At 75.0% G+C, this 4,618-nt stretch carries 7 protein-coding genes and 1 pseudogene; 1 reads left to right on the forward strand and 7 read right to left on the reverse strand.

All coding sequences use genetic code 11. The features are described 5' to 3' along the window. The 4 genes from ABT247_RS31870 to ABT247_RS31885 form a co-directional block, all read right to left on the reverse strand. Positions 1-329 (reverse strand): GNAT family N-acetyltransferase (locus ABT247_RS31870; protein WP_350749728.1); only part of this gene is annotated, 329 nt, incomplete at its 3' end. Positions 330-355: 26 nt separating this feature from the next. Continuing rightward, the gene (locus ABT247_RS31875; protein WP_350749714.1) at positions 356-775 is read right to left on the reverse strand and encodes an arsenate reductase ArsC; all 420 of its coding nucleotides are present in this window, start codon (positions 773-775) and stop codon (positions 356-358) included. Positions 776-852: 77 nt separating this feature from the next. Further along, complete coding sequence (locus tag ABT247_RS31880; protein ID WP_350749717.1) at positions 853-1,602, reverse strand: aquaporin; 750 nt, start codon at positions 1,600-1,602, stop codon at positions 853-855. Continuing rightward, complete coding sequence (locus ABT247_RS31885) at positions 1,599-1,931, reverse strand: ArsR/SmtB family transcription factor (RefSeq protein ID WP_392904005.1); 333 nt, start codon at positions 1,929-1,931, stop codon at positions 1,599-1,601. Before ABT247_RS31885 ends, ABT247_RS31880 begins: the two co-directional genes overlap by 4 nt. Before the next feature lie 148 nt (positions 1,932-2,079). Between ABT247_RS31885 and ABT247_RS31890 the strand changes: the two genes are divergently transcribed. Continuing rightward, complete coding sequence (locus tag ABT247_RS31890) at positions 2,080-2,625, forward strand: ArsI/CadI family heavy metal resistance metalloenzyme (protein ID WP_350749722.1); 546 nt, start codon at positions 2,080-2,082, stop codon at positions 2,623-2,625. Positions 2,626-2,781: 156 nt separating this feature from the next. On the opposite strand, the gene ABT247_RS31895 is transcribed toward ABT247_RS31890, so the two are convergent. From ABT247_RS31895 to ABT247_RS31905, 3 genes and pseudogenes are all read right to left on the reverse strand, one after another. Further along, on the reverse strand, positions 2,782-3,678 hold the full coding sequence (locus ABT247_RS31895) for a LysR family transcriptional regulator (RefSeq protein ID WP_350749724.1): 897 nt from the start codon (positions 3,676-3,678) through the stop codon (positions 2,782-2,784). Positions 3,679-3,972: 294 nt separating this feature from the next. Continuing rightward, positions 3,973-4,407, reverse strand: coding sequence for an SRPBCC family protein (locus ABT247_RS31900; protein ID WP_350749726.1), 435 nt, complete (start codon positions 4,405-4,407; stop codon positions 3,973-3,975). A 36-nt stretch (positions 4,408-4,443) separates the two neighbouring features. Next, positions 4,444-4,618, reverse strand: a pseudogene (locus ABT247_RS31905) (Rieske 2Fe-2S domain-containing protein); the annotation flags it as partial.

Here is a 4,618-nt window from a genome sequence, read left to right on the forward strand (position 1 = left end):
ATGCCGGACTGCACGGTCCAGATCCCGGCGGCGTCGGTGGAGGCCAGCAGTGCCTCCAGCAGCGCCAGACCCACTCCCCGGCCCCGGGCGCCGGGGTGGACGTAGACGGAGTGCTCGACCACGCCGGCGTACGCGCACCGGTCCGAGACCGGCGTCACGGCGGCCCAGCCCAGCACCCGGTCGCCGTCGAGCGCGACCAGGCGGTGCTCGGCGAGGCGCGAGGCGTCGAACGCCTCCCAGGCCGGTGCGGCCTGCTCGAAGGTGGCATCGCCGCCGTCGATGCCGGCCTGGTAGATCGCCAGGACCTGGTCGGCGTGCTCGGGCCGCATCCCGGTGACGGTGACCCCGGCGGCGCTCACGCGGCGGCCTCGATGCCGAGTTCGGCGAGCAGGCCGCGGACGCGCTGCTCGATCCGGTCGCGGATCGGGCGCACGGCCTCGACGCCCTGACCGGCCGGGTCCTCCAGCTTCCAGTCCAGGTAGCGCTTGCCGGGGAAGTAGGGGCAGGCGTCGCCGCAGCCCATGGTGATCACCACGTCGGAGGCCTGCACCGCCTCGACGGTCAGCACCTTCGGGACCTCGGCGGAGATGTCGATGCCGACCTCCGCGAGCGCCTCGACCACGGCCGGGTTCACGGTGTCGGCCGGGGCTGAGCCGGCGGAGCGGACCTCGACCCGCCCGCCGCCGAGGCGGGTGAGGAAGGCGGCGGCCATCTGGGAGCGGCCGGCGTTGTGGACGCAGACGAACAGCACGGACGGGACGGCGGGGGAGCTCACGGGTTCATCCTTCGGGCGGGAACAGCGGGACGGGAACAGCGAAACGGGAACAGCCGAACGGGTTCGGCGGGACGGGCTCAGCGGCCGACCGCGGCCGCGTCGCGCCCGCCGCGCGGGACCACGACGTCCTCGGCGGCCGCCGCGGCGGGGCGGCCGAACAGCACGGCGGCCAGCGCGACTCCGGCCACCAGGCCGACGAGTTGGGCGGCGACGAACGGCAGCACCGAGGCCGGGGCGATCCCGGCGAAGGTGTCGGTGAACGCCCGGCCCACCGTGACGGCCGGATTGGCGAACGACGTGCTGGAGGTGAACCAGTACGCGGCGCCGATGTAGGAGGCGACCGCCACGGGGGCGACGTGCGCACGGCCGGTGCGGGCCAGACCGGAGATCAGCAGGATGAGCCCGGTGGTCGCCACGACCTCGCCCAGCCAGAGGTGCGGGGCCCAGCGGTCGTGGGTGGACCAGCGCACCAGCGGCTCGGCGAACACCGCGTCCGCCAGCACCGCTCCGCCGATCGCCCCGGCGATCTGGGCGGGCAGGTAGGCGGCGACCTCGCGCAGGGTCGGGCCCCCACCGCCGCGGCGGCCGGCCCACCAGGCGGCCAGGGTGACGGCGGGGTTGAAGTGCGCCCCGGAAACGGGACCGAGCAGGACGATCAGCACGCCGAGGCCGAAGACGGTGGCCAGCGAGTCGGCGAGCAACTGCACGCCCACGTCCCGGGACAGCCCGGTGGCCTGGATGCCCGAGCCGACCACGACCGCGACCAGCGCGCCGGTGCCGACGAACTCGACCGCGGCCCGACGCCCGAGCGGCGCCACCGCTGTCATCTCGCGCCCCCGGACGGAACGGTGGCGGTGGTGTCCGGGGTCTGGAGCAGGGCCGACAGCCTGGCCAGCGCGGCGGGAAGCACCCAGTAGTAGACCCAGGTGCCGCGCCGCTCGGAGCCGACCAGGCCGGCCTCGCGCAGCACCTTCAAGTGGTGGGAGATGGTCGGCTGGGAGACGTCGAAGGGGCCGGTCAGGTCGCAGACGCAGGCCTCGCCGCCCTCGTGCGAGGCGATCAGGGACAGCAGTCGCAGCCGCACGGGATCCGCCAGGGCCTTGAACATCTTCGCGAGGTCGACCGCGGCCTCCTCGCCCAGGGGCTCGCGGACCATCGGCGAGCAGCAGGCCGCCGGGTCGTCCTGACCGATCACCGGCAGTTCCAGATTCGACATACGTCTATGTTGACAGTCATCTATTCGGAGAGGCAAGCTCGCTTCATAGACCGATATCGAAACAAGCCCTCGGATCGGAGAGCCCGCCATGTCCCGTGTTCAGCTCGCCCTGCGCGTCGCCGACCTCGAAGGCTCCATCGCCTTCTACTCCCGGCTTTTCGGCACCGAGCCGACCAAGCGACGCCCCGGCTACGCGAACTTCGCCATCGCCGAGCCGCCGCTCAAGCTCGTTCTCATCGAGGGCGACGCCGGCGAGGACACCCGCCTGGACCACCTCGGCGTCGAGGTCGCCACCACCGAGCAGGTCGCCGCGGCGACCACCCGCCTCAAGGAAGCGGGCCTGGCCACCTTCGAGGACGGGGGTACCTCCCGGCCGAAGGCTGGGGGCGACACCTCCTGCTGCTACGCGCTGCAGGACAAGGTCTGGGTGCACGGCCCCGGCAAGGAACCCTGGGAGGTCTACGTCGTGAAGGCCGACGCCGACACCCTGGGCAAGAGCGCCGACAGCGCGCCGCAGGCCTGCTGCGGCACCACCGCCTGCCGAACGCCGGACCAGCAGGCCCTCGCCGCGGCCCAGAGCCAGCCCCCCGGCCCGACCGGGGCGAAGGCCGCCGTCTGCGCGTGCGGCAGCTGACGCTGGGCCCGACGCACCGGACGGCCGTGAGCCGGGCGTGCGCGGCGGCGAGGGCGGGGGGAGGGCCGACCGACCGTCAGCCCTCGGCGCCCCTTCCCCCCTTCCGGGGCTGCGCAGGCGGTCGCCACCGTGACGACAGGATCGCCGTCCCCGGCGTCAACGGCGACTCCGTCGACCCCCGGTACAGGCTTCCAGGAGCAGCCGGGGGAGCGGTGCGGAGCGTCGTACGGCGATCGAGGTCGGGAGGGCCAACGGGGTCCGGCAGGGGCGGAAGGCGATCCGGTGGGCGTTGGTCATCCGGGCGTTGGCGGCGTAGACCACCGTCCACATCGGGGTGCCGCTGCCGATCGAGGCCAGGGTGTCCTGGAGGGTGCTGTGGGGCGGACCGGGGAGCGGTCGGAAGCCGGCCTGCGCGCAGGCGTCCATGACCAGGTCCACCAGCGCCGGATGGTTGCGGCGTTCGGTCAACTGCAGGGGCAGTTCAGCGAGTTCACCCAGGTCGAGGTCGGGCTGGGCGGCGAGGGGGTGCCGGGCGGGCAGGGCGATCACCAACTCGTCCTGCCAGACGGGAATGAACCGGAGGTCCGGGTCGTCCTCCGCGACGGCACCGCGGACGAACCCGGCATCGAGGCGGCCGTCGGCCAGCCGGGCGAGCCGCTCCCGCACCGGGGCGGCGTGGAGTTCGACGCGCACGTCGGGGGCCTGTCGCCGGTAGGTGTCAAGGATCAGGTCGAGCCGTTCGCCGAGCCCGGTGATGGTGCCGAGCCGGAGCACGGCGGGTGCGGCCAGCTCGGCGGCGAGGTCGGCGGCGAGGGTGCGGGCTGCGTCCTCGGCGGACAGCACGTCCCTCGCGGCGGGCAGGAAGCGCTCTCCGGCCGGAGTCAGCCGGACGTGGCGGGGGGAGCGGTCGAACAGCTCGACCCTCAACTCCCGCTCCAGGCGGCGGACCTGCTGACTCACTGCGGGCTGGCCGAGCAGCAGCTTCTCGGCGGCCCGGCCGAAGTGCAGTTCCTCGGCGACGGCGACGAAGCAGCGCAGCTGCCGTAGCTCCATGTGGTCCCCCTGCTCGACGTACCGACCGCCCATGGTCCCAGGCCCGCGGGGCGCCCCCGGCGACGCCCCTGCTGCGCCGGGCCGCACCGGCCGACCGGGCGTTCCTGTGGGGGGCGGGGCCGCCCCGGCCCCCACCGCCGTGCCGGGGCCGCCCTGGCCCTCGCCACGGTGCCGGGGCGTCCGTGGAACCGGCCCGCCCCGGCCCGCGCCGATCACCGTCGGGGGCGACGGGCCCCGCCACATTCACCAGCAGGGCCTGGGCCGGCAGGCGGCCGGCCGGTGACCGGCGGGGCGTCAGACCGCGGGCGGCGGAGCAGCCAGCAGGTGGTCCAGGACCCGCCCGAACACGAGGCGCGCGGCCGATGCCACCACCGGGTCGAACAGCCCCGGCAGGCCGGTGATCCGCAGTTCCTCGGTCCAGATCACGGCGCTGCCGCCGCCCACCGGGCGGACCCGGAGTTCGGCGCCGCCCCGGACGACCCGGCCCCGTTTCGCGAGCCGGCACAGTTCCGGTTCGACCAGGGCGACGATTTCCATCGGGTCGTCGAACCGCACCGGTCCGACCCCCGTCCGCGCCAGCACCACGTCCCCCGCCGCCCTGCCGGTGCCGCGTGCCACACCCACGCGGGTGAAGGGCACCCGGTCGCCGTGCCGGGGCCATGCCGTGAGCCGCGCCCAGGCGTCGGACGGCGGGAGCGAGCAGCGACGGGTCAGGGTGAAACGGGCCATGCGCGGCAGCCTAGCCGGGCCGGCGGGCGGGGCGGTCTACCGGTGCAGGGGCGTGCCGTCCGGGGTCTCGCGGTCGGGGCGGGCCGTGAGGGAGGCGGGCGCAGGGATGTGCTCCCGGTCGTCCGGCGGGTAGAACTGCCGGGCCCAGTGCCGCATCGCGCCGATCGGCCCGTCGCCGGCGGCCAGGCGCGGCGGGGAGACGTACCTCTTC

The sequence above is a fragment of the Kitasatospora sp. NPDC001539 genome (assembly GCF_040298565.1).
GTDB lineage: Bacteria > Actinomycetota > Actinomycetes > Streptomycetales > Streptomycetaceae > Kitasatospora.